This window comes from Citrobacter sp. Cu096 (assembly GCF_030332285.1).
GTDB classification, from domain to species: Bacteria; Pseudomonadota; Gammaproteobacteria; order Enterobacterales; family Enterobacteriaceae; genus Citrobacter; species Citrobacter meridianamericanus.
In genome coordinates this window covers 937,119-961,490 of sequence record NZ_JAOWID010000030.1, presented here as the reverse complement: position 1 = coordinate 961,490, position 24,372 = coordinate 937,119, and the positions used below count along the sequence as shown (strand labels likewise).

Below are 24,372 nucleotides of genomic sequence, written 5' to 3'. Positions count from 1 at the left end.
CTTACCCCAGTAACGGTATTTTTGTGGTGGCGAGTTTAATGATGATGTACAGCACCACCAGCGCCAGCGGAAATGCGACTAATCGCGCCTGCTGACTGCGCGCCCGACGATAATCGAGCGCAATAAAACCCAAAACGATGTAAATGATAACCCCAAACAGCTTTTCAGTCAGCCATGTCCCGTGCTCAGTGAATGGCAGGATGTGCGCTTTAAGCATTAACGCCACGCCGCTGAGTAATAAAACGGTATCCACAACTGGCGGCACAATGCGCGTCCAGCGTGCGCAGGCAAGACGTGAGTTGGTGTAACGCCACCAAAAACGCAGCGTCAACAGACCAACAGAAAGCGCAATGCTGATGAGATGGACGTTGAGTAACACTCTGAAGGAACTCATGATGGAAGGCGTCCAAGCGTAATTCGCTCGTTGCCGCCATAGTCACGGCAGGTTTCAACTGTCTGGTAACCGGCATGAGTATAGGCGTCGCGGACGGCCTGTCCCTGCTGCCAGCCGTGCTCCAGCAGCAGATAGCCGCCGGGCGTTAGCATTTGTCGAGACTGGTCAATGATATGCACGATATCCGCCATTCCCTGCTCGCCCGCCACCAGTGCCGATAGCGGCTCAAAACGTACATCGCCCTGCTCCAGGTGCGGGTCTTGTTCGTCGATATACGGCGGATTGCTGACAATCATGTCAAACTGCTGCCCCTGCAAAGCACTGAACCAGTCGCTTTGCAGCACGCAAACATTGTCGATAGCCAGATGCTGTTTGTTGCGGGTTGCCAGTGCTACAGCATCGGGCATGCGGTCAACCGCGGTCACCGCGCAATCCGGACGCTCGGTTGCCAGCGCCAGCGCAATGGCGCCCGTACCGGTTCCCAAATCGAGAATACGACACGCAGAGGCAGGCAGACGAGCCAGCGCCTGCTCAACCAGACACTCGGTATCCGGACGTGGAATAAGCGTAGCCGGAGACACAAACAGCGGCAGCGACCAGAACTCGCGCACGCCGGTCAGATGTGCCACAGGCTCCCCCCGCTGACGGCGTTCCAGTAATGTATCGAGCCGCTGACGCTGCGCCTCGGTTAACACCGTTTCGCCAAACGCCAGAATAAAGGTGCGCCCCTTACCGGTCACAAACTCGAGTAAAATCTCGGCGTCACGGCGCGGGCTTTCGCTTGCCTGTAATTGGCTTATCGCTTCACGCAGCCAGTGCTGATAATCCATTAATCCTGCTCGGACAATGCCGCCAGTTGGTCAGCCTGATATTCCTGGACAATCGGCTCAATGAGCATATCCAGTTTACCTTCCATCGCTTCATCCAGACGGTAGAGCGTGAGATTAATGCGGTGATCGGTCACGCGCCCCTGCGGGAAGTTATAGGTACGATTGCGATCGCTGCGATCGCCGCTGCCCAACAGGTTACGACGTTCGGAGGCTTCCGCCTGTTGACGTCTTGCCACTTCGGCGGCACGAATTCGCGCCCCCAGCACCGACATCGCTTTCGCTTTGTTTTTATGCTGTGAACGTTCGTCCTGACATTCGACCACAATACCGGTCGGCAAGTGAGTAATACGGATAGCGGAGTCGGTGGTGTTTACGTGCTGACCCCCAGCGCCGGATGAGCGGAAGGTATCAATACGCAGATCGGCCGGGTTGATGTCCGGCAGTTCCGCATCCGGTAGTTCCGGCATGACCGCGACCGTACAGGCAGAGGTGTGAATACGCCCCTGAGATTCCGTCGCCGGAACACGCTGCACGCGATGACCGCCTGACTCAAATTTCAGTCGGCCATAAACACCTTCACCGCTAATCTTGGCAATGACTTCTTTATAGCCGCCATGCTCGCCTTCGCTGGCGCTCATGATCTCTACCCGCCAGCGACGCGCTTCAGCGTAACGGCTGTACATACGGAACAGATCGCCCGCAAACAGCGCCGCTTCATCGCCACCGGTTCCCGCACGCACTTCGAGGAAGGCGTTACGTTCATCATCGGGATCTTTTGGTAGCAGCAGAACCTGCAGATGCTGTTCCAGCTGTTCACATTTCTCTTTAGCTTCGCGCAGTTCATCCTGCGCCATTTCACGCATTTCAGGATCGTCGAGCATCATCTGAGCGGTCTCGATATCTTCCTGAACCTGTTGCCAGTCCGTAAAACAGCGGGATACATCGCTTAATTGGGCATATTCGCGCGACAATGCACGAAAGCGTTCCTGGTCTGCGATAGTACCCGCATCGCCGAGCAGCGCCTGAACTTCTTCATGGCGTTCATGCAGGGCTTCCAGTTTGGCAACGATAGAAGGCTTCATAGGCGTAAATGCACCCTGTAAAAAATAAGATTGGTGTGCTGCTACTCCAGCCCGAGGCTGTCGCGCAGAATATTCAGGCGTTCACTATCCCCGTCACGGGCGGCCTGTTGAAGTGATTTGGTTGGTGCATGAATCAGGCGGTTGGTCAGTTTCCAGGCCAAATCCTGCATAATGGCTTGCGCATCACCACCCTGTTGAAGAGCGGCCAACGCTTTGGCGGTCAGTTCATCACGGATCTGTTCTGACTGACTGCGATACTCGCGGATTGTGTCACTTGCGCCCTGGGCGCGTAGCCAGGCCATAAACTCGCTGGTTTCCTGCGCCACAATCGTTTCGGCTTCCACGGCTGCCGCTTTGCGCTGCGCCAGGTTATGCGAAATGATGCTTTGCAGGTCGTCAACGCTGTACAAATAGGCGTTGGGCAACTTACCGACTTCCGGCTCGACATCACGCGGTACGGCGATATCCACCAGCAGCATAGGTTGGTTACGACGATTTTTAAGCGCGCGCTCCACCATTCCTTTACCGATAATCGGCAGCGGGCTGGCGGTGGAGCTGATAATAATATCGGCATCTTGTAAACGCGCGTCGATATCACTCAATGAAATCACCTCGGCGCCAACTTCATCAGCCAGCACCTGCGCACGCTCGCGCGTACGGTTGGCGATGATCATCTTCTTCACTTTGTGCTCACGCAGGTGTCGCGCAACCAGTTCGATGGTTTCCCCTGCGCCCACTAACAGCACGGTTACTGTGGAGAGCGATTCAAAGATCTGCCGCGCCAGGGTACAGGCAGCAAACGCTACGGACACGGCGCTGGCGCCGATGTCTGTTTCTGTACGTACACGTTTAGCGACAGAGAATGATTTCTGGAACATGCGCTCCAACGCGCTGGCGTTCAGATGGCCTTTTTGCGAGTCCGCGAAGGCTTTTTTCACCTGCCCCAAAATCTGCGGCTCACCGAGCACCAGCGAATCCAGACCGCTGGCGACACGCATCAGATGACTGACGGCGTCGTTGTCCTGGTGCCAGTACAGGCTATTGCGCAGGTCTTCTTCATTGAGATTATGGTATTCGCACAGCCAGCGAACCAGCGCTTCTTGCAGGTTATCCTGCTCTTCAACGCTGAGATACAGCTCCGTGCGGTTACACGTCGACAATACCACCCCGCCCTGCACCATTGGCTGCGCAAGCAGGCTGTCCAGCGCCTGATCGAGCGTATCCGGCGAAAACGTTACGCGTTCTCGCAGCGATACAGGTGCCGTTTTATGGTTAATACCAAGCGCTAAAAGGGTCATGTCTGCGGGAATAGTACCAGCGTTGATAAGGTTAGACTGGGTGCATCATACAGGATGCGTGCGGTCAATAAAAGAGACTGCCCCCTTTTGGAGTAATAGCTTAGTGCACAAATTTAAGCGAATTAAGATAACTTGAACGTAGACGATGTCTGATGGTGGCGCTAGCATTAAGCGTTATAACTGCAACGTATCTCAAGGATTTGTCATCATTATGACCCTGCCTGATTTTCGCCTGATTCGCCTGCTGCCGCTGGCGGCCCTGGTTCTTACTGCCTGTACGCTCAACGCGCCGAAAGGTCCTGGCAAAAGCCCCGACTCTCCACAGTGGCGACAGCACCAGCAGGAAGTACGCGCCCTGAACCAATATCAGACGCGCGGTGCGTTTGCCTATATTTCCGATCAACAGAAGGTGTATGCCCGCTTTTTCTGGCAGCAAACCGGACAGGATCGCTATCGTCTCTTGCTGACCAACCCGCTGGGCAGCACTGAACTGGAACTCAATGCGCAGCCGGGCAACGTCGAGCTTGTCGATAACAAAGGTAAGCACTACACCGCCGACGACGCCGAAGAGATGATTGGAAAACTGACCGGCATGCCTATTCCATTGAACAGCTTACGCCAGTGGATCCTGGGACTGCCGGGAGACGCCACCGATTATAAACTCGACGACCAATATCGTCTGAGTGAAGTGAACTACAGCAAAGACGGTAAAAACTGGAAAGTGGTCTATAGCGCCTACGACAGCAAAATCCAGCCAGCGATGCCGGCGAACATGGAACTGTCCGATGGCTCCCAGCGTATTAAGCTGAAAATGGACAACTGGATTGTGAAATGATGACCCGTTGGCCCTCTCCGGCAAAACTGAATTTGTTTTTATACATCACCGGGCAGCGTGCGGACGGTTACCATACGCTGCAGACGTTGTTCCAGTTTCTGGATTACGGCGACACGATAGATATTGCGCTGCGTAGCGACGATGAAATTCACCTGTTAACTCCGGTGGAAGGCGTTGCGCATGAAGACAACCTGATCGTCCGTGCGGCGCGTTTGCTAATGACGACGGCATCTGAAAGCAATCGCCTTCCCAAAGGAATCGGCGCGGACATCAGTATCGAAAAGCGCCTGCCGATGGGCGGTGGCCTCGGCGGTGGTTCATCAAATGCGGCGACCGTTCTGGTGGCGCTGAATCATCTCTGGCAGTGCGGACTTTCCGTGGATGAGCTAGCGGCGATCGGCCTGACGCTGGGAGCGGATGTTCCTGTGTTCGTACGCGGTCATGCGGCTTTTGCCGAAGGTGTGGGAGAAATTCTGACGCCGGTCGAGCCGAAGGAAAAGTGGTATCTGGTTGCTCATCCGGGAGTCAGCATTCCAACGCCGGTGATTTTTAAAGATCCCGACCTCCCGCGTAATACGCCAAAAAGGTCAATAGAAACGTTACTAAAATGTGAATTCGGCAATGATTGCGAGGTTATCGCAAGAAAACGTTTTCGCGAGGTTGATGCGGCGCTTTCCTGGCTGTTAGAATACGCGCCGTCGCGCCTGACTGGTACAGGGGCTTGTGTCTTTGCTGAATTTGACACTGAGTCTCGTGCTCGCCAGGTGCTTGAGCAAGCCCCGGAATGGCTCAAAGGCTTTGTGGCGAAAGGCGTCAACCTCTCCCCATTGCAAAGAGCGTTACTCTAAATCCTTCGGGTTTCAGGAAGATGGCGAAATGACGAGTCGCCAGGAGCATACAAACGTATGTCACTGGTGCGAGGAATTGATGCCAGCGCACATGAAACGTGAAGGATACCGAGTAAGCCGGGCAAGCTGAGTTGCGGTGACAACGTCACCCTGTTCCAGACGTTGCATCGCGCTCTTTAATACACCGCATGGAGAGGATTCTGCCCGGCCCGCACAGTTTTCGGCAGATTCTTTCCACCAATGGACGCATGCCTGAGGTTCTTCTCGTGCCTGATATGAAGCTTTTTGCTGGTAACGCCACCCCGGAACTAGCACAACGTATTGCCAACCGCCTGTACACTTCACTCGGCGACGCCGCTGTAGGTCGCTTTAGCGACGGCGAAGTCAGCGTACAAATCAATGAAAATGTACGCGGTGGTGATATTTTCATCATCCAGTCCACTTGTGCCCCTACTAACGACAACCTGATGGAATTGGTCGTTATGGTTGATGCGCTGCGCCGTGCTTCCGCAGGCCGTATCACCGCCGTTATTCCTTACTTCGGCTATGCACGTCAGGATCGTCGCGTACGTTCCGCTCGTGTTCCGATTACCGCTAAAGTCGTCGCTGATTTCCTGTCCAGCGTTGGCGTTGACCGCGTCCTCACCGTTGACCTGCATGCTGAACAGATCCAGGGCTTCTTCGACGTACCGGTTGATAACGTATTCGGTAGCCCGATCCTGTTAGAAGACATGCTGCAGCTGAATCTGGACAACCCGATTGTGGTTTCTCCGGATATCGGTGGCGTCGTGCGTGCCCGCGCTATCGCTAAACTGCTGAACGATACCGACATGGCTATCATCGACAAACGTCGCCCGCGTGCGAACGTTTCTCAGGTGATGCACATTATTGGTGACGTTGCTGGTCGTGACTGCGTACTGGTTGATGACATGATCGATACCGGCGGTACGCTGTGTAAAGCAGCAGAAGCACTGAAAGAACGTGGTGCAAAACGCGTATTTGCTTACGCAACCCACCCGATCTTCTCAGGTAATGCGGCAAACAACCTGCGCAACTCTGTGATTGATGAAGTCGTTGTCTGTGACACCATTCCACTGACTGACGAAATCAAAGCATTGCCAAACGTGCGTACATTGACCCTGTCGGGTATGCTGGCCGAAGCGATTCGTCGTATCAGCAACGAAGAATCCATCTCTGCTATGTTCGAGCATTAATCGAGCCCGGCTCAAAAACCCGCTGCGGCGGGTTTTTTTATCTGTAATATTTATTTGTATGACTTTTGCCTCCTTCACCTGCCATTCAGTTGACAGATGATGCGCCCATGGATGAAACATTATTGTGAACAGATTATTTTCCTCACATGTGATGCCTTTCCGCGCCCTCATCGACGCTTGTTGGAAAGAAAAATATACTGCTTCCCGCTTTACCCGCGACCTGATCGCCGGGATAACGGTTGGGATCATTGCCATTCCACTGGCGATGGCGCTGGCAATAGGCAGTGGCGTTGCTCCGCAGTACGGCCTGTATACCTCAGCCGTCGCTGGGATCGTTATCGCCCTTACCGGGGGCTCGCGCTTTAGCGTATCTGGCCCTACCGCCGCCTTCGTGGTGATTCTGTATCCGGTATCGCAACAGTTTGGGCTGGCAGGCCTGCTGGTTGCCACGTTAATGTCCGGGATATTCCTGATCCTTTTCGGCCTCGCCCGCTTTGGCCGCCTGATCGAATATATTCCGCTGTCTGTGACATTAGGTTTTACCTCGGGTATTGGTATCACCATCGGTACCATGCAGATTAAAGATTTTCTCGGCCTGCAAATGCCCCATGTTCCAGAGCACTATTTGCAGAAGGTTGGCGCGCTGTTTATGGCCTTGCCGACCATCAACGTGGGTGATGCCGCGATTGGCGTAGTAACACTGGGGATCCTGATTTTCTGGCCACGTCTGGGTATCCGATTACCGGGACACCTTCCTGCACTGCTGGCAGGCTGCGCAGTGATGGGGATCGTGAACCTGACCGGCGGCCATGTCGCCACCATCGGATCTCAGTTCCACTATATTCTGGCTGATGGCTCGCAAGGCAATGGTATCCCACAACTGCTGCCGCAGTTGGTTTTACCGTGGAATATGCCAGAATCAAACTTTACCCTTAGCTGGAGCTCGTTACAGGCGCTGTTACCGGCAGCCTTCTCGATGGCAATGCTCGGGGCAATCGAATCTCTGCTGTGCGCTGTCGTCCTCGATGGGATGACCGGTACCAAGCATAAAGCCAACAGCGAGCTGATTGGCCAGGGTCTGGGCAATATCGTCGCCCCGTTCTTTGGCGGTATCACTGCCACGGCGGCAATTGCCCGTTCAGCGGCAAACGTCCGTGCCGGAGCGACCTCGCCAATTTCTGCGGTCATCCACGCAATTCTGGTGATCCTCGCCCTGCTGGTGCTTGCGCCACTGCTTTCCTGGTTACCGCTTTCCGCCATGGCCGCGCTGTTGCTAATGGTGGCATGGAACATGAGTGAAGCGCATAAAGTGGTGGATCTGCTGCGTCATGCGCCAAAAGACGACATCATTGTCATGCTGATGTGTATGTCGCTGACGGTGTTGTTCGATATGGTTATCGCCATCAGCGTCGGTATCGTTCTCGCTTCTCTGCTGTTTATGCGCCGTATTGCCCGCATGACGCGTCTGGCACCGGTCAACGTAGACGTACCGGATGATGTGCTGGTGCTGCGCGTCATTGGCCCACTGTTCTTTGCCGCTGCGGAGGGATTATTTACCGATCTCGAGTCGCGTATTGCAGGTAAACGCATTGTGGTGCTGAAATGGGACGCCGTCCCGGTACTGGATGCCGGTGGTCTGGACGCCTTCCAGCGCTTTGTCAAAAAGCTGCCTGAAGGCTGCGAACTGCGGGTATCTAACCTGGAATTCCAGCCGCTGCGTACCATGGCTCGCGCAGGTATTCAGCCGATCCCCGGGCGTCTGGCATTCTTCCCGAATAAAGACGCCGCGCTGGCGGACATCAACTGACGTCTATCCCGGCTAAGGGAAGCGCCGCAAGGCCATAAATGACAGGCAAAAAAATGGCTCCCGTAGTGGGAGCCATTTTTATAACAAGCTTATTGCTTACGCTTTCAGCAACTTTTCAGCCATTACCTTAACGCTGGCCAACAGGGCTTTCACATCCTCCAGACACACCGTCGGGTTCAGCAGCGTCAGCTTCAGACAGGTGATGCCATCCGCTTCAGTCACCCCGACGTTGGCGCTACCCGAAGCCAGCAGAACGTCGCCAATACGTTGGTTCAGTAGTGCAACGAACGCCATATCGTCGCTTTCAGGACGGGAGCGGAACAACACGCTTGCCAGTTGCGGCTCCATCACCAGTTCCAGGTGCGGCTGAGTTTTGACAAACTCAGCTACATCGCGTGCCAGCGTTACGCCATTATCAATGATTTCGGCATACTGCTTTTTGCCCAGCGCTTCGAGCCCCATCCACAGCTTCAACGCATCAAAACGGCGCGTGGTCTGCAGCGACTTCGACACCAGATTCGGCACGCCAGCTTCTTCATCGAAATCAGAGTTCAGGTACGCCGCCTGATAGCGCATCAGTTCATAGTGGCGAGCATCTTTTAACAGGAACGCGCCGCAACTGATGGTCTGGAAGAACTGTTTGTGGAAATCCAGAGTCACAGAATCTGCCAGCTCAAGGCCGTTCAGGAAGTTGCGATACTTCTCAGACAGCAATAACGCCCCGCCCCAGGCTGCATCCACGTGCAACCAAATCTGATGCTCCGCCGCCAACGCCGCGATATCCGCTAACGGATCGATGGCGCCTGCATCGGTGGTCCCTGCGGTGGCAACAATCGCCATCACCTGCTCGCCGTTCGCTTTCGCCTGGGCCAGCTTATCTTTCAGGTCAGCCACATCCATGCGGGAGAACGCATCGGTCTTCACCTGGGTCACTGAGCGGTAACCCAGCCCCATCAGCGCCATGTTCTTCTGCACGGAGAAGTGAGCGCTTTCTGAGCAAAACACTTTGATTTTGCTCAGATCGCCGATCAAACCATCCTGCTGAATGGAATGACCCTGGCGTGCAAAGAAAGCATCACGCGCCAGCATCAGGCCCATCAGGTTACTCTGAGTGCCGCCGCTGGTGAACACGCCGGCGTCGCCCGCCGCATAGCCCACCTGCTCGCGCAGCCATTCGATCAATTTGATCTCAATGATGGTGGCGGATGGGCTCTGGTCCCAGGAGTCCATGCTCTGGTTAGTGGCGTTGATCAGCACTTCCGCCGCCTGGCTAATCACCAGGCTCGGACAATGCAGGTGCGCCACGCACTGGGCATGGTGCACTAACAGGCTGTCTTTCAGAAAGTATTCAACCGCACGCTCAATAGCGGCCTGGTTGCCCAGGCCCTGAGACGTAAAATTCAGGTTGATGCGTTCGCGCAGCTGTTCAACGGTTTTGCCCTGATACATCTCAGGCTGCTTCAACCATTCAACCACCGCTCTCGTACTCTGCTCGATAGCATCCTGATAGGCTGCGATGCTTTGCGCCGAGCCGGACAGAATCGGGTTTAGGTCTGACATTCGATCCAACTCCGTTTAAACCGGCTTAATGCCAGCGCCCAGCAGGGCGTTTTCGAATTTATCGAGGAAAATTTCCAGCTCAGCGTTGGTGATCAGCAGTGACGGCAGCAGACGCAGCACGCAACCGTTGCGACCGCCGCGCTCCAGAATCAGGCCGTTTTCGAAGCATTTTTTCTGCAGCAGCGCGGATAGCTCGCCATCGGCCGGGTAGCAGCCCATGTGATCCTGCGCTTCGTTCGGCTTAACGATTTCAATACCAATCATCAGACCCAGACCACGTACATGGCCAATCACCGGGTAGCGTTTCTGCAGGTCAGCCAGCTTGCCTTTCAGCCACTCGCCCTGGGCAGCCACTTTATCGGCAATCTTGTCGTCTTTGAGGATTTTCAACGTTGTCAGGCCGGTCGCCATCGCCAACTGGTTGCCGCGGAAAGTACCGGTGTGGTGCCCTGGTGCCCATGCATCGAATTGTTTTTTAATACCGAGAACCGCCAGTGGCAGACCACCGCCAACCGCTTTGGACATCACGATGATATCTGGTTCGATACCGGCGTGTTCGAAGGCGAACAGTTTACCGGTACGCGCGAAACCAGCCTGTACTTCATCAATGATCAGCAGAATGCCGTGTTCCTGGGTCACTTTACGAATACGCTGTAACCACTCGACCGGAGCCGGGTTCACGCCGCCTTCGCCCTGCACGGCTTCGAGGATCACGGCAGCCGGTTTACGCACGCCGCTTTCAACGTCGTTGATCAGGTTTTCGAAGTAATAGGTTAATGCTTTAACGCCAGCCTCGCCACCGATACCCAGCGGGCAGCGGTATTGATGCGGATACGGCATGAACTGCACTTCCGCCATCATGTTGCTGACGGCTTCTTTCGGTGACAGGTTACCGGTCACAGACAGCGCGCCGTGAGTCATCCCGTGGTAGCCGCCGGAGAAGCTGATCACGCTGGAACGACCAGTCACTTTTTTCGCCAGCTTCAGGGCCGCTTCAACGGCATCTGCACCGGACGGTCCGGTGAACTGCAGGCAATATTCTTTGCCCTGGCCCGGTAATAAAGACAGTAAATAAGATGAAAATTCATCTTTTAACGGGGTAGTAAGATCGAGCGTATGTAACGGTAAGCCGCTTGTGATGACACTTTGAATGCTCTGCAGCACTTCAGGATGATTATGACCAAGCGCCAGGGTTCCGGCACCTGCCAGGCAATCAAGATATTGATTATTTTCTACGTCGGTAATCCAGACGCCCTGCGCTTTAGCAATCGCCAATGGCAGTTTACGTGGATAGCTGCGGACATTAGATTCAAACTCAGCCTGTCTTGCTAAAAAGGTATCATTGCTCTGTGGTAATGAATTAGCACTTAAAGTATCAATACGGACTTTATCCGTCATCATATCACTCCTACAACCAGGTGTAGATTAACGCCTGATTGAATAAATGGTTATAAGGATTACCTGTAAAAAAGCGCGGCTAATATATGTTGTTTTAGCTTAGGACTCAATCATTTATTTTTAGACGTCTCAAATAATCACTTTCCCCTTAAATTTCAATATGTAAACCTCTCCAACCATTACTAAATCCTAAACAAATATAGCTATTTAATTAACAATGCCGTAGCCAATTGCAACGCATACGATGTTATAAAAACCATGGGATTTTCATGTTTTTATTATTTTTTTACACGTTTTTACCATTAATGATGTACGCACTTTCTTGTTACGACATGATTTTTCACTTATTTGCCGATAAATCGAATAAAAAAGTCGATCCCTTAATATAAATCACTTAGTATGGCGCGCTTATTTACAGGCTATGTAAATAAAATTAATGCGCAGCACCCGGTAACGCGTACAGGCGACACGTGTTATCGACAACAGGAATTCCCTGGGTTGTCAGCAGAAATGTTCGCGGGCGGACATTTCGTAAGGTGAACATCGTTCCCTTATGCCGAGAATGAAAATTTTCTAGCCATACTTTTATGGCGCCCTGATATGAGATTGTTATGACTCGCATTTATCCACCATCCGTCGTTGCCAAATTTGGCGGCACAAGCGTCGCTGATTTTGATGCGATGAACCGCAGCGCCAGCATTGTCCTTGCTGATCAAGATGTCCGTTTAGTCGTACTGTCTGCTTCTGCAGGCGTAACAAACTTACTGGTCGAGCTTTCTGAAGGTCTGGAAACGCATCAGCAATTAGATAAACTTGAGACCTTACGCGCCATTCAATACAACATTATTTCCCGCCTGAAGCAGCCCTCCGTTATCAGCACGGAAATCGATAATCTTCTCAACAACATACGCCACCTTGCGCAAATGGCGACGGTCTCACCATCCGATGCGCTAAGCGATGAATTGGTCAGCCACGGCGAGCTTATGTCCTCTTTGTTGTTTACTGAAGTTTTACGTGAACGATATGCCGAAGCCGGGTGGTTTGACGCTCGCAGCGTGATGTGTACCAACTCGAGTTTTGGCTGCGCCGAACCTGAACTTAGTACCCTGCACCACCAGGTCGAGGCCCATCTTCGCCCTCGTCTTGAACACGCAATCATAGTGACCCAGGGATTTATCGGGCGTGATGCCGCCGGACACACTACTACGCTTGGACGCGGTGGGAGTGATTACACGGCGACGCTTCTCGGTGAGGCGCTTCACGCCGCACGCGTGGACATTTGGACCGATGTGGCGGGGATATATACCACCGATCCGCGTATTGCGCCGCGGGCCAAACGCATTGATCACATCTCATTCTCCGAGGCCAGCGATATGGCCGCCTATGGTGCGAAAGTGCTCCATCCGGCAACACTGCTTCCGGCGATGCGTAAAAGCATTCCGGTCTTTGTTGGCTCAAGTAAGGATGCGGCTGCCGGCGGAACGCTGGTGCATAACACCACCGATAATCCGCCGCGTTATCGTGCGCTCGCCGTGCGCCGTAAGCAGACGCTGTTGCGATTACACAGTCTGGAATCACAACCGTCCTGTGCTTTCCTGGCGCAAGTATTTGCCATTTTAGCCCGCCACACGGTCGCGGTAGATTTAGTCACAACCTCGGAGAATTGTATTGCGCTGGCACTAGATGCCACTCATGCGACGTCAGGCGAAGACCATATATTAACCACGGCATTATTTACCGCATTGTCCTCCCACTGTCGCGTGGAAGTAGAAACCGGACTGGCACTCGTCACTTTGGTTGGGAATCAACTGACTCAGGCTGCGGGGGTTTGCAAAGACGTTTTTGCCTGGCTTGAAGAGCATACGGTACGAATGATTTGCCATGGAGCATCGAATGACAACCTGTGCATCCTGTTACCGGCTGACGATGCGGATAGCGCGGTTAGAGCATTACATTCTCGGTTATTCGAGTAATTCTTCTATTATTCCGTAACGCGCTATCAAGCAAGATTTATAAACCAGCAGAGCCCTGGTTTTACAACCAAGGCTTTGCATTCAGACCGCCGGACTCTTAACAGAGGGACGATTTAGTTATGACGGTGATTGGTGTCACCACGACGGCATCGTTTGTCATAATGACGTACCCACCAGTAACGGTCACTGATTTGTTCGTGCCCACCCACTCTGGCGCCTGCTAACCAGAGAATACCGCCAACAAAAATACTGAGCACTGCACCATGTGCGAAAAACTGTGGCAGATTAAATTGCGGCAGTTGGTTTAAAATTGAATAACCCACTCCCACAACCATCACCACCAACCCCAAAGCCATGAGCACGTTACCGAGTAGCGAAGCGTTTTTGCGTTTCATGTGTCACCTCCGGAACTTTTGGGTTGTTACAGGAAATACCCCTAATCCTTATGTGTAAAGTATAGACAACACTTCCATTCGCAAGTGCGCCAGCGATCACAATAACAAACACTCGCGCAACAAAACTTTACAAATAAACTACTGAACACACTAATTTTCCAATAGTCCACTCGTGCAATTATTCAGTTTTTAGTGATAAACACGCAGTTTTTTGTCAAGCGCACCTTCAGACAGTAAACTACACGTCGTTTATGGAAACACTCAGGATAAAACACGTGACGATTAAACTGATTGTCGGTCTGGCGAACCCCGGCGCAGAGTATGCGGCAACGCGACACAACGCAGGCGCATGGTATGTCGATCTACTGGCAGAGAGATTACGCGCTCCCCTGCGCGATGAGCCGAAATTCTTCGGCTACACCTCCCGAGTAACGCTTGAAGGTGAGGATGTCCGTCTGCTGGTACCGACCACATTTATGAATCTTAGCGGTAAGGCCGTCGGTGCAATGGCCAGTTTTTATCGTATTAATCCCGATGAAATTTTGGTCGCGCACGATGAATTAGACCTGCCACCTGGCGTTGCCAAATTTAAGCTTGGCGGCGGCCATGGCGGGCATAATGGCCTGAAAGATATTATTAGCAAGTTGGGCAATAACCCTAACTTTCACCGATTACGCGTTGGAATTGGTCATCCGGGTGATAAAAACAAAGTTGTCGGGTTCGTTTTAGGCAAACCACCTGTTTCAGAACAGAAGTTAATTGATGAAGCGATTGACGAAGCGGCACGTTGTACCGAGATTCTATTCAAAGATGGCCTGACCAAAGCAACGAGTCGGTTGCACACCTTTAAAGCGCAATAAGCAGCGATGTGCGGCATTTTTCTCGCGTGCTGTGTATAATGGGCAGAGTTATTTACTTTTCTACAATCTGTTTTCTATAACAGGTTGAATATCAAAAGATTAAGGTGATTTAAACATGGGATTCAAATGCGGTATCGTCGGTTTGCCAAACGTAGGCAAATCCACCCTGTTCAACGCGCTCACAAAAGCGGGTATTGAAGCGGCAAACTTCCCGTTCTGTACTATCGAGCCGAACACCGGTGTTGTCCCGATGCCCGATCCGCGTCTGGATCAGCTGGCCGAAATCGTCAAACCGCAGCGTATTCTGCCAACAACGATGGAATTCGTCGACATTGCCGGTCTGGTAAAAGGCGCGTCTAAAGGCGAAGGTCTGGGAAACCAGTTCCTGACTAACATCCGTGAAACCGAAGCGATCGGCCACGTTGTTCGCTGCTTTGAAAACGACAACATCATCCACGTTAATAACAAAGTGGATCCGGCTGACGACATTGAGGTTATCAATACCGAACTGGCGCTGTCTGATCTGGATACCTGTGAGCGCGCTATCCATCGCGTACAGAAGAAAGCCAAAGGCGGTGACAAAGACGCTAAAGCAGAATTGGCTGCACTGGAAAAATGCCTGCCGCAGTTGGAAAACGCCGGTATGCTGCGCGCACTAAAAACGCTGACTGACGAAGACAAAGCGGCCATCAAATACCTGAGCTTCCTGACCCTGAAGCCAACCATGTATATCGCTAACGTCAACGAAGACGGTTTTGAGAACAACCCGTACCTCGACAAAGTACGCGAAATCGCGGCTGCCGAAGGTTCCGTTGTGGTTGCCGTTTGTGCTGCTGTTGAAGCTGACATTGCTGAACTCGATGATGCTGATCGCGAAGAATTCATGGCGGAAATGGGTCTGGAAGAACCAGGCCTGAACCGTGTTATCCGCGCAGGTTACGAATTGCTGAACCTGCAAACCTACTTCACCGCTGGCGTGAAAGAGGTTCGTGCATGGACCATCCCGGTCGGCGCCACGGCTCCACAGGCCGCCGGTAAAATTCACACAGACTTCGAGAAAGGCTTTATCCGCGCACAAACCATCGCGTTTGAAGATTTCATCACCTATAAAGGTGAACAAGGTGCGAAAGAAGCCGGCAAGATGCGTGCAGAAGGTAAAGATTACATCGTTAAAGATGGCGATGTAATGAACTTCCTGTTCAACGTCTAAATAGAACCTGCTGTCTCATGAGGTTTCATTGAACCTCGTCGGGACCGAAAAAACTTATAAAATCCACGCAATTGCGTGGATTTTTCATTTGATAGAGTCTCAACTCATCTCGTAACAACGCTGTCAAAAATGAGTACATATTGAGGCTGACTCCTTCGTGAAGCACATAGCCCTACAGTTTCTCCAGAATTAAACACGCTTCACGATTAAGCGTAATGAACTCCTGCCAGCTATATTGCTGTTGATAGTTAAGCTGATACTGCTTCTCTACCTGGCAAATAAGCGGGCGTGTTTCATAAATCGCACACAACTTTGTCTCCATCTGATAGTGCTGACAAATGCCGTCACCGCGATCTAGAAATTGCGTTTCACTGGCGCGATCGACGTGGCGACAACAAGCGCCGCACTGGTTACAGGGAAACGCGGGTGTTAGCGTCATAGCTTACTTAACCAGCTACGCACAGAGCGGGTATTCCCTGCTTCAAAGGGTAGCGCAATATTACGGCGCTCAACCTCTGCACGCAGCAACAAACCGCGCTCAATTTCACTATTCACCGCGTTAAGATGCAGCGAGAAGCGCGATAACGCAGACGTATCAATAGCAAACTCTAACGCCGAAAGCTCCAGTAGATAACGATCGAGTGCAGCATTCACCTGCTGATAATACTCTAGTGCTTTCTGATAATTATCTTTAAACGTATCCAGAAACTCCCAGACCTTTTTCATCAATTTGCTGTGTTCCAGGAAGTAGTTCATTACCAGCGTCAGAATACCTGTCGCCAGCGCACCGCAGAAAGCGGCCAGTTCCGGGCCAAAAGGAAAGACGAGCATCTTGGCTAAAGCATCATTAACCACCACCCCAGCAGCCACGGACACACCCGCAGCCACCAGCTTGCTCACCGCTTTAGCTAGCTGCCCCGGCGCTAACCCCTCAGGATTAAAGACCATAACTTTAAAGGCCTGTACCAAATTGTTCCACATCTCACGAATCAGGCGCACCATCATCTTCTTAGTCGTAAAGAAGATATTGAAGAGCGTCGTCGTAATGCTGGAGAGCACGCCACCGATGGCACCGTCTTTAAAGGACGTCAGGAAAGTGTTGAATTTACCCTGCACTCGCTGCCAGACTGCGCGTAATGCCTCCGCCGCATCTTGCAGGAAGTCTCCGGCATCGAATGAACGACGATGCTTCTCAAAGATCACGGGAATACGCTCGCGGAACTCAAACCAGGTCTCTGCCAGAACCAACCCCAACATCTGCCGCGTTCCCATGCGAAACGCATTGTTCATTGTGGCAGTGGCGACATTCTTCGCAAACTTGCTGCTGGTGTAATATTCCCGATTGATCGTACTGTTGTATTTTGCCCGCGCCTTTTTGTCGGCCTCTTTCATCCGTTCAAAATCGGCGGCGGCTTTATTTTCCAGCTTATTAAGTTTTTTTTGCTCTTGCTCGGAAAGCGTTAGCTGGCTGCGTAAACGGGCAATTTCCTGCGTAGTCGCAGCATACTGTTCTTGTAGCGTTTGCACGAAGGCATCCATCGTTTTCGCCTTCTTCGCCTTATTCAGCGACTCATTCGTGAAGGTCAGATTTGATGAATCATTAGCCAGATCGGCACCATCGCATTCGGCAAGGATACGCCCTGGATCGTTGTGAATTTCATGGGCGGCAATAATATGGTCGAGGTTCTTTTTATCATTAGCAGCAAATCTCTCACCGGTGTAGGTATCAGTCAACGTACCAGCTTCGTGCGCCTTTTTTCCCGCCCGATTGGTGGCAATGTAGTTTTCGTGGCTATGATAATGATGAGAATCATACCCTTCACGTTGCTCGTATCGTTGACGCTCGGCATCGGTAGCATACACTCCCTCGCGAGCGTTATGGATGGTATTCACATCGCCGCCGTGTTTATCCTCCAGCAAGAGAAAATCCAACCCAAAAGAGGTGGTCAGACTCTTGACCACCGTCTGATGTAACTCTTCACCCCAGTCAAACCTGGCTGTGTTCATTGTGCTCACCCATAGCAATGCCGGGCAGAATCGCCCGGCAGGTCGATTAAATACGAGAAGAAAATGCGTCAAACTCAGAAGCAGAAGCCGACAGTTTTTCGTCCAGAATCTCTTTGTTCAGCAGGTTCATACCGTTGCTGTCGGTCTGCAGTTGGATCACCCCATCTTCGATAACGGCTTCTCCGTTTTCCTGCGTCACCGGCTTGAACAGCGGCGTGGTGATCACGTCGGTCATGATGGCGGCTAATTCATAACCATGGTCGATAATCGCCATGATCTCTTCCGACTCACTAATTTCGGTGGTGATATTCTTCTCATGACGTTCAACAATGATGGCATGCATTGCTTTCAGCGGTTCAAAGTAGTGTTGAACAAAGACGCTATGCATACGGGTAATTGATTCATAAATACTATTTACATACCGCTGCACCTTCGTCAGATGCGCTTCAGCCGCATTCATTTTTTCCACCGCCGCGGTCACTTCACGAGAGCTTTGATAAGCATTGTTAAGTGCTTTTTCGGCATGGCTATCGTAAGCCCAGCCCGCAATAGCAATCAGCGGAGCCACTACCGCACCGCCGAGCACCATCGCGCCGCCCGCCATCCCCCACCCACCTGCGGCCAGGGAACCACCACCAATAGCCGCCATTGTGGCGTTATACGCCGCCGCACCAGACAGGGCGGCGATCGGCGTACCGGTAGAAGCTGCGGCAAACGCCATAACACCGCTGTACACGGCAAAACCAGCGGCAGCACCAGAAACCCCGGCACCGACGACTGTCGTCAAGTATTCCGTGGCGGAAATCGCCAGACTTTGAATTTTATTGATATTGTGCTGCGGTACCTTCAGACGAAGATCTTTATGCCCATCCTTAGCCATACGCGCCAACAGATCGTCGGCAATCGTTTTAAATTCATTGAAATCTTTACCGATTTTCAGCTCTTTTTCACCCAGTTCGGCCAGTTTTTTCGACGTTGTTTCATTTGCCTGATCAAAACTCTCTTTATGCTTATCAAAGCGACGTTGCGCGCGATCTAATACATCATCAGCTTCCGATTTTTTCTGATAGCCATCATAAGCTTTTTTGCCGCCAAACGCCGTTGCCGCTGCCGCGACGCCCAGAATAATGAATGGTAATGCCATAGATAATAATCTCCTTTGCAATAAATCGTTGTTACCTGCTACGCATCACATTCCAGAACAGGAACGGGGTCGCGATCGCCAGTGATGTAGTTATGCAGTATATTGATGACCGTTTTTTTCAACCATTCTGGTTCCAGAATTTCTATATTTGGTAACCAGAATAGAATTAGTGGAATAATTTGATTCTGATGTGCTGCCTTGCAAAGCAAAGTCACGCCATCATTCTCTTCGCGAACCAATTCTTGCTGAGGCAGTAAATCTCGTCTTGCGAAGTAGCCAGCAATGCTGTGTTTAATACGCACCCGCACTTCAAACGTATCTTCACTCACCCAGGGATCGCGATGCTCGTCAATTAATGACAGTGTGGGTATATCAACCGCAAAATGCTCTTTCCGGATATCCAACCACCGAATTTTACTTAACGAAAAAGACTTAAGTTTTCCGTCCTCAGTCGCCTGCAGATACCAAATATTTTTCTGGTTAACTAATTTATAAGGGTGAACAGTGCGCGTTTTGTCTTTATATAAAATATGACAGACTCTGTTTTTCTGAATCGCTTTTTCTAATAAGTTAAAATACTTTCGCAAATCATTTCTGACTGAATGTTCAGGGCGACCAAACTGAACTCTAACGTGCTGTTCTTCAGCTCTTTTTTCTAAGTTAAGCCAAAAATCTTCATCTCTCTCAGGAAAAACCGCATCGGCGTCCAGCAGCTTTGCCAGTGGGCCATGAAGGGCATAGGCGCTATTATTCTGCGCTCGAACCGGTATCAATCGATACTCTCCGCCACCACTCCCCTCAATAAAAGAGGAAAGCATATTAAGATCACGATAGACCGTTCGTTCAGTGATATTAAATTTTTTCATCAACTGATAGCGATTCACAACGCCACAAGTTTGTAGCTCTATTAGGATATCGACTAAACGTTCTGCTGAGCAACTCCTTGCTGAATCAGCCATAAGCACCTACTTTTCTGTTTTCCTTACACAAATTATATATAAAATACTGACATATCCTGTCAGTGTATCGGCACGCTAATCATTTTTTTTAGAGAAATCGGCAATTTATTTAACCGTTAGTCACATTAGGCAATTTTTAGGGGCAAAAAGCTCTCCTCATCAAGAGTAAATGCCAGAGGTATGACAGCAGAAAGACCGCCTGCATACATCCTCAACAAACTGGCTAACGGCTATCTCTTCCACTAAGCCAAATTCAACGTTGAGTTTGCAAAGGTGGATTGTCAGGAGAATTTCTTAATGATGGCCAGCACCGTGATATGAACGCCGGTATTTGGCTTCTTCACGCTGAGTAAAAAAACATCATCCGCAGAAGGATGTGGATGCGCTGGCAGCAGAAGAGCTAAATGGGGGATTTTACACTTCAACAACTCCCCATCTGTTTACGCGGTTGCAGCTGTTAGTGCTGCTGATTGAGGCGTTGAAACACAAGCTAATTCGTTGTAGAACCAGGCTTACCCATTGATTTCATAGTGACAAGGGGCTAATTTGTATCTCATTAAACATGATTATGACCCCCATCAAAGCCAGACTATGAACATCAGCGAAAAAACATATCATCAATTGAAGGCCAAAATCATCGCAAATGAGTTGGTAGGGGCTATCTCAGAAAATGAGCTATGTCAGGAACTTAATGTCAGTCGAACGCCGTTGCGTGAGGCTTTGTTTCGTCTGATGACGGAAGGCTGGATTGAGCCTTCCAAAAACAAAACGAAAACCATTAAGCCCATTACACTCAGTGAAATACGCGATATTTTTCAGATCCGAAAAGACATTGAAATTATGGTATTGAATTTGTCATGGGAGAACCAGGATCCGCAACGCTACCAGACAATTAAAGATAAAATTGAAGTCGGTTTTCATGATTCGAATGTGTCTTTATTACTCGAAGCTGATAACGAACTACATGAACAAATGCTATCCGATTGCCACAACGCTATCGTGACTAAAACACTGACCTTCATGTATGACCGGTTACGCATGCTGCGTTCAGACAAAATGAAAAATGATTCAATAATTGATTCATCCAAAGAACATTTGAAAATTTGCGCCGGTATTATTTCCCGTGATATAGAACAAACCCGTGAAGCCATTGCCCACCACGTCAACAACTCATACAACCGTCTGTTCTCCAGCTTTAAATAGGCATACATATAAAATGACCGGTATTTCTACCGGTCATTTGGAAAATTAAAAATTAGTAGAGCTGTCGGTACAACACTTTAATCTCTTCAATACAGGTATCTCGAGGATTTCCACCGGTACAGATGTCCGCCATTGCCGCAACGGCCAATGCATCGATATCTTCATATTTCATGCCGATATCACGCAGTCGGACAGGAATATTAACGTCTCGGTTAAGTTGTTCCACGGCTTCAACGGCCGCCTGACGCGCCTCTTCGATCGGCATCACCATGGCCTGAGTATTGCCCAGAGCCTGCGCAATCTGGCGATATTTGTCTCCTGTAAACTCAGCATTGTAAGCCATGATATGCGGCAGTAGCACCGCATTGGCAACGCCATGCGGTGTACCATAGAATGCCCCCAGAGGATGGGCCATACCATGTACCAGACCCAACCCGACATTAGAGAAACCCATCCCGGCAATATACTGCCCCACCGCCATGCCTTCAGCGTCCTGGTCTATTCCCTGTATCGAACCGCGTAGCGAACGCCCTATCATCTCAATTGCCTTTAAATGAAGCGTATCGGTTAATTCCCATGCCCCTTTCGTAATATAACCTTCAATTGCATGAGTCAATGCGTCAACCCCGGTTGCCGCCTTTAAACTGGGCGGCATGCTGGCCATCATGTCAGCATCAATAATAGCAACGACCGGAATAGCATGAGGATCGTAGCAAACGAACTTACGGCGGTTCTCTACATCGGTAATTACATAGTTAATAGTCACCTCTGCTGCCGTACCCGCGGTCGTTGGAATGGCAATCATCGGTACGGCGGCATTTTGAGTGTCAGCCCCACCTTCGAGGCTGCGGACATCGGCAAACTCAGGGTTGCTAATAATTATCCCTACCGCTTTGCACGTATCCTGCGGTGAACCACCACCAATGGCGACCAGGTAATCCGCGCCCGCCTGACGAAATGCTTCAACACCTTGCTGCACGATGTCAATCGTAGGGTTAGGTATGACATTATCAAAAATTTGGTAAGGCAACCCTGCGCTATCAAGAATATCAAGGACCTTAGTCGCCACATTAAACTGGATAAGATCGTGGTCAGTAACTACCAGCGCTTTTTTAAAGCCTCGCTTTTTAACTTCATCAACGATAGCGTTAATTGAACCCACGCCAAAATATGAGGTTTCATTTAATATCATTCTATAAGACATATTCTATACCTTATAACAGAGATGTATAACAGCAATACTGTATTGCCGTAGCATAATGAATGCCGTTATTGATTTTTGATTATTTGATACTGAACATTATGTCGATCTGTTGCGATTCCTGACAGGTTAGTTTCCCCGCAAAGCTTCTTGATCCCCCTCCAGAATACTGAAACTTATGAGCCACCGCGGTTTTAATTGTGGTAACAAAATCATTACCAATATTATAAATAGCAGAAAGTCGGCTTATCTCACGCTGTATACCAGTAAGCTGGGTAAGATCATTTTCATCCCAGGCTTTAATTGCCCGCACAAAAAGTTCGGGACAAATATTATTTAATCCTGAAATAACTCCCGCGCCACCCGCGAGTAGATTTGGGATGAGATATTCATCATAACCGGACAGAACAACAAAATCGTCTCTAACGGACGCGACTGACTGAATGATGGCGCGAGTATGAGAGAGGCAATCAACAGTATCTTTAACACCCACAAAATTGGGAAATTCTGCCGCTAATTGCGCCACCAGTACCGCGTCCAGATCGCATCCAGTTCGGGCAGGAAAGTTGTATGCGAACCATTTTCCATTCAGGCGTTGCCCCAGATCGCGGTAGTATGCCAATAGTTGGGCCGGCGTTTGTTGAAAATAGTAGTGAGGTAGAATCATCACTGCCTGATACTCGCAATGCGAGGCCTCTTCTGCCAGACGTATCATATCCGCCATACAGGTAGCTGAGATATTTGCCACCAGCGGCAGCGATGACATTTTCCGTGTCTCACGGATAAGCATCAGTCGTTCATCCAGCGTTAATGCAGTGAACTCCCCAATACTTCCCATTAGCAATACGACACGAGTCCCTGCCTCTTTCAACCGTCGCAAATGCTGTTGCAGTGCCGATAAATCAATATTTCCTTGTTGATCAAAAGGCGTAATTGATGGGCACCATGCACCGTGAAATTGAGCATGATTTTCAGACATAATATATTCCTGAGAAAATAAAAATTGTTTTATTCAATGACATGGTAAACAACAGTATCAGCCTGTATTTTCTGCCAGTCCCACTGAATACCCAAACCAGGTTCCTCTGGTGGAAAAGCATATCCCTCGCGAATGTTCACCTTATTCAGAGTAACACTATCGAGTTGTGGGATATATTCCAACCAACGGCTATTAGTAATGGCGCAACATAATGATATATGCAATTCCATCAAGAAATGCGGACAGACAATTTTGTTAAAGCATTCCGCCATATGTGCAACTTTAAGCCATGGTGTAATACCACCAATACGAGCCACATCAACTTGAATAATATCTGCGGCATTATTCTGTAAATACTCTTTGAAGTGCTGGATGGAATAAATGGACTCACCCACAGCAACAGGAATAGAGGTTGACTCACACAATTTCTGGTGAGAATCAACATCATGCGCAAGAAACGGCTCTTCAATCCATGAAAGATTAATATGTTCCAACAACGTTGCTCGCTGTTTGGCTTCCGAGAATTTAAACGCCTGGTTGCAATCAGTCATGATCACATACTCATCACCCACCGCTTCACGTACAGCAGTCAAGCGCTCGATATCACGCACCGGACTTTCAGAACCAATTTTGATTTTAGAACCGCAGAATCCCTGCGCCTTAACGGCTAGCGCATCATCAACTAATTCCTGAGTGCTTAAATGCAGCCAGCCCCCCTCGGTGGTGTATAATTTCATGCGCGATTTCGCGCCACCTGCGACTTTATACAACGGCAAATTCATGCGCTTACACTTCAAATCCCATAATGCGGTATCAATGGCTGCCAGTGCCAGAGACGTAATGGCGCCAACCGAGGTCGCATGAGTTGAGAATAGCAATGATTCCCAGATGCCCTCAATCATCGTCGCATCCTGACCAATCAATTTCGGTAACAGATGATCTCGTAACAGCGCAACCACAGATGAGCCTCCAGTGCCAATGGTGTAGGTGTAACCTTCACCTATTTCTCCACTCGATGTTGTTAAACGAATAATCGGCGTCTCTTGTGATACAAAAGACTGAATCGCATCGACACGTTTCACTTTAGGTTTCAAATCAACCATAAAGATTTCGGCTTTAACTATTTTCATTACATCCTCAATATCTGTTTATTTTTTTCGCAAAGTTACAAATGA

General features: G+C 50.3%; 22 protein-coding genes. 8 read left to right on the top strand and 14 right to left on the bottom strand.

The genetic code is table 11. The features are described from left to right. Position 1: 1 nt before the first annotated feature. Genes sirB2 through hemA form a run of 4 tightly spaced genes read right to left on the bottom strand, consistent with a single transcriptional unit; the run spans position 2 to position 3,604 of the window. A complete protein-coding gene (sirB2, locus tag OGX99_RS18955) occupies positions 2-394 on the bottom strand; it encodes an invasion regulator SirB2 (protein ID WP_151219400.1) in 393 nt (130 codons plus the stop codon). Continuing rightward, positions 391-1,224: a peptide chain release factor N(5)-glutamine methyltransferase gene (gene prmC, locus OGX99_RS18950; RefSeq protein ID WP_187259579.1), complete on the bottom strand. Its 834-nt coding sequence runs from the start codon at positions 1,222-1,224 to the stop codon at positions 391-393. Before prmC ends, sirB2 begins: the two co-directional genes overlap by 4 nt. Then, positions 1,224-2,306: a peptide chain release factor 1 gene (gene prfA / locus OGX99_RS18945; RefSeq protein ID WP_151219402.1), complete on the bottom strand. Its 1,083-nt coding sequence runs from the start codon at positions 2,304-2,306 to the stop codon at positions 1,224-1,226. The genes prmC and prfA overlap by 1 nt, the downstream gene beginning before the upstream one ends. Before the next feature lie 41 nt (positions 2,307-2,347). Next, positions 2,348-3,604 carry a glutamyl-tRNA reductase gene (hemA, locus tag OGX99_RS18940; protein ID WP_286544690.1) on the bottom strand — a complete coding sequence of 419 codons (1,257 nt, stop codon included), beginning with the start codon at positions 3,602-3,604 and terminating at the stop codon, positions 2,348-2,350. 211 nt (positions 3,605-3,815) lie between these two features. Here hemA and lolB point away from each other — a divergent pair, with 211 nt between their 5' ends. The 4 genes from lolB to dauA all read left to right on the top strand — a co-directional run bounded on the left by lolB (position 3,816) and on the right by dauA (position 8,308). Further along, on the top strand, positions 3,816-4,439 hold the full coding sequence (gene lolB / locus OGX99_RS18935; protein WP_151219404.1) for a lipoprotein insertase outer membrane protein LolB: 624 nt from the start codon (positions 3,816-3,818) through the stop codon (positions 4,437-4,439). Continuing rightward, entirely contained in the window at positions 4,436-5,287 is an 852-nt protein-coding gene (gene ispE / locus OGX99_RS18930; RefSeq protein WP_151219405.1) for a 4-(cytidine 5'-diphospho)-2-C-methyl-D-erythritol kinase, read from the top strand. Before lolB ends, ispE begins: the two co-directional genes overlap by 4 nt. 266 nt (positions 5,288-5,553) lie before the next feature. Then, entirely contained in the window at positions 5,554-6,501 is a 948-nt protein-coding gene (prs, locus tag OGX99_RS18925) for a ribose-phosphate diphosphokinase (protein ID WP_001518537.1), read from the top strand. A 124-nt stretch (positions 6,502-6,625) separates the two neighbouring features. Then, on the top strand, positions 6,626-8,308 hold the full coding sequence (gene dauA / locus OGX99_RS18920) for a C4-dicarboxylic acid transporter DauA (protein ID WP_151219406.1): 1,683 nt from the start codon (positions 6,626-6,628) through the stop codon (positions 8,306-8,308). A gap of 96 nt (positions 8,309-8,404) precedes the next feature. On the opposite strand, the gene OGX99_RS18915 is transcribed toward dauA, so the two are convergent. Together OGX99_RS18915 and OGX99_RS18910 are read right to left on the bottom strand one after the other, a co-directional pair. Further along, the gene (locus tag OGX99_RS18915; protein WP_286544687.1) at positions 8,405-9,877 is read right to left on the bottom strand and encodes a pyridoxal phosphate-dependent decarboxylase family protein; all 1,473 of its coding nucleotides are present in this window, start codon (positions 9,875-9,877) and stop codon (positions 8,405-8,407) included. 6 nt (positions 9,878-9,883) lie between these two features. After that, positions 9,884-11,269, bottom strand: coding sequence for a diaminobutyrate--2-oxoglutarate transaminase (locus OGX99_RS18910; protein WP_252837648.1), 1,386 nt, complete (start codon positions 11,267-11,269; stop codon positions 9,884-9,886). 608 nt (positions 11,270-11,877) lie between these two features. Between OGX99_RS18910 and lysC the strand changes: the two genes are divergently transcribed. Further along, positions 11,878-13,239: a lysine-sensitive aspartokinase 3 gene (gene lysC, locus OGX99_RS18905; RefSeq protein ID WP_187259577.1), complete on the top strand. Its 1,362-nt coding sequence runs from the start codon at positions 11,878-11,880 to the stop codon at positions 13,237-13,239. A 113-nt stretch (positions 13,240-13,352) separates the two neighbouring features. On the opposite strand, the gene ychH is transcribed toward lysC, so the two are convergent. Beyond that, positions 13,353-13,634, bottom strand: a complete 282-nt coding sequence (ychH, locus tag OGX99_RS18900; RefSeq protein ID WP_003020810.1) for a stress-induced protein YchH — start codon at positions 13,632-13,634, stop codon at positions 13,353-13,355. 275 nt (positions 13,635-13,909) lie between these two features. On the opposite strand from ychH, the gene pth reads away from it, so the two are divergent. Both pth and ychF read left to right on the top strand, forming a co-directional pair. Beyond that, positions 13,910-14,494: an aminoacyl-tRNA hydrolase gene (gene pth, locus OGX99_RS18895; protein WP_016153302.1), complete on the top strand. Its 585-nt coding sequence runs from the start codon at positions 13,910-13,912 to the stop codon at positions 14,492-14,494. A gap of 115 nt (positions 14,495-14,609) precedes the next feature. Beyond that, entirely contained in the window at positions 14,610-15,704 is a 1,095-nt protein-coding gene (gene ychF / locus OGX99_RS18890) for a redox-regulated ATPase YchF (RefSeq protein ID WP_016153303.1), read from the top strand. A 172-nt stretch (positions 15,705-15,876) separates the two neighbouring features. Here ychF and OGX99_RS18885 read toward each other — a convergent pair whose 3' ends face one another. The 4 genes from OGX99_RS18885 to OGX99_RS18870 are packed head-to-tail and all read right to left on the bottom strand — an operon-like array spanning position 15,877 to position 19,814. Next, the gene (locus tag OGX99_RS18885) at positions 15,877-16,143 is read right to left on the bottom strand and encodes a YkgJ family cysteine cluster protein (protein WP_003020821.1); all 267 of its coding nucleotides are present in this window, start codon (positions 16,141-16,143) and stop codon (positions 15,877-15,879) included. Continuing rightward, on the bottom strand, positions 16,140-17,711 hold the full coding sequence (locus OGX99_RS18880; protein WP_286544683.1) for a coiled-coil domain-containing protein: 1,572 nt from the start codon (positions 17,709-17,711) through the stop codon (positions 16,140-16,142). The genes OGX99_RS18885 and OGX99_RS18880 overlap by 4 nt, the downstream gene beginning before the upstream one ends. Before the next feature lie 46 nt (positions 17,712-17,757). Beyond that, positions 17,758-18,855: a chemotaxis protein gene (locus OGX99_RS18875; RefSeq protein WP_151219412.1), complete on the bottom strand. Its 1,098-nt coding sequence runs from the start codon at positions 18,853-18,855 to the stop codon at positions 17,758-17,760. A 38-nt stretch (positions 18,856-18,893) separates the two neighbouring features. After that, the gene (locus tag OGX99_RS18870) at positions 18,894-19,814 is read right to left on the bottom strand and encodes a helix-turn-helix transcriptional regulator (protein ID WP_151219413.1); all 921 of its coding nucleotides are present in this window, start codon (positions 19,812-19,814) and stop codon (positions 18,894-18,896) included. Positions 19,815-20,360: 546 nt separating this feature from the next. On the opposite strand from OGX99_RS18870, the gene OGX99_RS18865 reads away from it, so the two are divergent. Further along, positions 20,361-21,017: a GntR family transcriptional regulator gene (locus tag OGX99_RS18865; RefSeq protein WP_151219414.1), complete on the top strand. Its 657-nt coding sequence runs from the start codon at positions 20,361-20,363 to the stop codon at positions 21,015-21,017. A 52-nt stretch (positions 21,018-21,069) separates the two neighbouring features. On the opposite strand, the gene fucO is transcribed toward OGX99_RS18865, so the two are convergent. From fucO to OGX99_RS18850, 3 genes are all read right to left on the bottom strand, one after another. Next, the gene (gene fucO, locus OGX99_RS18860; protein WP_278238116.1) at positions 21,070-22,221 is read right to left on the bottom strand and encodes a lactaldehyde reductase; all 1,152 of its coding nucleotides are present in this window, start codon (positions 22,219-22,221) and stop codon (positions 21,070-21,072) included. Between the two features lie 79 nt (positions 22,222-22,300). Then, positions 22,301-23,197: a dihydrodipicolinate synthase family protein gene (locus tag OGX99_RS18855; RefSeq protein WP_187258858.1), complete on the bottom strand. Its 897-nt coding sequence runs from the start codon at positions 23,195-23,197 to the stop codon at positions 22,301-22,303. Between the two features lie 29 nt (positions 23,198-23,226). Continuing rightward, positions 23,227-24,327 (bottom strand): mandelate racemase/muconate lactonizing enzyme family protein, encoded by a 1,101-nt coding sequence (locus OGX99_RS18850; protein WP_151225538.1) that lies wholly within the window; start codon positions 24,325-24,327, stop codon positions 23,227-23,229. Positions 24,328-24,372: the final 45 nt, after the last annotated feature.